Here is a 2130-nt window from a genome sequence, read left to right on the forward strand (position 1 = left end):
ATTACATACTGGATCTGCTTTGTAGATGTTGTCCACCCCATCTCTATTACTTGAGAAGAAACCTACTCTTTTTGATGTATTGTAAGTAAATGCAAAATCATCTTTTGAGGTGTTTACAGGTTCGCCCACATTTATAGCTTCTGAACCTTTGTTTAAATCTATCTTAAAAACATCTAATCCTCCAAAACCTGTTTTACCATTGGATGAGAAAAATAAAATATTGTCATCTGTAATGAATGGAAAACTCTCGTTTGCTTCTGTATTCACTTTTGCTCCTAAGTTCTCTGGTGTACCATATTCGTCTCCATTAACGGATACTTTCCAAATATCTTCTCCTCCAAAGCCGCCTGGCATATTAGATGAAAAATACAAGGTTTTTCCGTCTTTGCTAATACTAGGATTTCGTACATCATACGCTTTGTTATTAAACGGAAGCGGCTTACTGTTTACCCATTTATCGCCTTCTTTGGTTGCTTTGTAAAGGTAGATTTTTCCAAATTTTGCATTCTTTGCTTTGTCTTTGGTATACTCTTTTTCATTAAAACTCTCGCTACCGTAGTACATCGTGTTCCCATCACTAGTAACCGTTACGGGGCCATCATGCCATTTGGTATTAAGATTGTCTACGGCTACTGCATCACTAATAGTACCATTAGCATTATAAGTAGCTTTATAGATATCTAAATATGGCTCTTCATTCCATCCATTAGTTTTTCTTGAAGTATTTCTTGAGCTGGCAAAATATACATTGTTATCATTAGTAAGTACCGCTCCAAAATCTGTTTTATCGCTACTTACATCCGATTTAACAATATCGTATAATTTTGTTTGTCCTTTTAGCTCAGGAAGGTAATTGGGTTTGCTCACAAATGCTTTAGCTCTTTGATCATTTGGTGCCAATTGCGCAAATTGTTGCATTTGTTTGTCGGCTTCTTTAAAGTTGCCTTCTGCCTTTAGCATTTGAGCATATTTGTAATACGTTTCCGCATCTTGTTTTTGCTCTACTACTTTGGCATACCATTTTACTGCTTCTTTTGTATTAAAAACATTGTAATAACTCTCCGCTAATTGTTTATAAACATAAGAATCCGCTTTACTGCCTTCGGCTAACTTTAAATATTCTTTTGCAGCATCTACATATTCGTATCTATCGAATAATTTATCTGCTGTTTTAGTGTATTGGTTTTGTGCACTAAGTATTCCACTTACCATCACAAAACTTAATGTTACATATATTTTTCTCATTGTACTTAGATCGTTTTAGGTTAGAAGAATCTTGGTGAACTTGATACTTTTTTCGGGAAGTTCAAATCAAATAATAAAATAATCTCGTGCGATGATGGTGTGGTTACTTTCAAATCTGAAACAATATGATCGTAAGCATAACCCAATTTTAAATTTGGAGTAATCGCATAATTTACCATAGCACCAAAGCTATCTTCTAATCGGTACGTAGCCCCTATCTCAAACTTTTGATTGAACAAGAAATTTGTTGACAAATCTAAAGAAGTGGGAGCTCCAAAAGCCGATTTCATCATGAAAAACGGTTTGAACTTCACATTCTCATTGATATCGAAAACATATCCTCCTGTTAAAAAGTAATGCGATACCTCTGAACCATATTCTCTACCATTGAAATCTAAATGCTTCGACTTCATTAAATTAGGAACTGATAATCCTAAATAATATTTATTGGTATAATAGAAAAATCCTGATCCAATATTAAAATACGAATTGTTCGTATTCTCTGAAAAAGCAGGGTCATTTGCATCAGGTAATGTAGGATAAACTTCATCAAACAATCCTACTTTATGTAAAGTAAGACCCGTTTTTATACCAAAGGCTAATTTGTGTTCACCTCCTAAATTTAAAGTGTAAGAAATATCAGCGTAAACATTATTCTCCTCTACTGGACCAATCTTATCTTTTATAACCGATAAACCCAAACCTAAATTCTTACCAACGGGACTGTGACCAAAAAACGTACCTGTAGTAGGCGCATCTTCAATATCAACCCATTGCTTTCTGTATAGGATTCCCATCGATAAATTCTCCTTACTACCAGCATAAGCTGGATTCATAACACTCATGTTATACATATATTGCGTATAATGTGGATCTTGCTGGGCA

Annotated in this window: 2 protein-coding genes; both read right to left on the minus strand. The window is 34.4% G+C overall.

Translation table 11 applies throughout. The features are described from left to right. Window positions 1–1245, minus strand: a 1245-nt coding sequence (locus tag V7P59_RS12720) for a cell envelope biogenesis protein OmpA (RefSeq protein WP_333810529.1), incomplete at its 3' end; no start/stop codon positions are given. A gap of 20 nt (window positions 1246–1265) precedes the next feature. Further along, window positions 1266–2130: PorP/SprF family type IX secretion system membrane protein (locus V7P59_RS12725; RefSeq protein WP_333810530.1), on the minus strand; the 865-nt coding region annotated here is incomplete at its 5' end.

Origin of the sequence: Flavobacterium sp. (genome assembly GCF_036782315.1) — a bacterium.
GTDB lineage: Bacteria > Bacteroidota > Bacteroidia > Flavobacteriales > Flavobacteriaceae > Flavobacterium.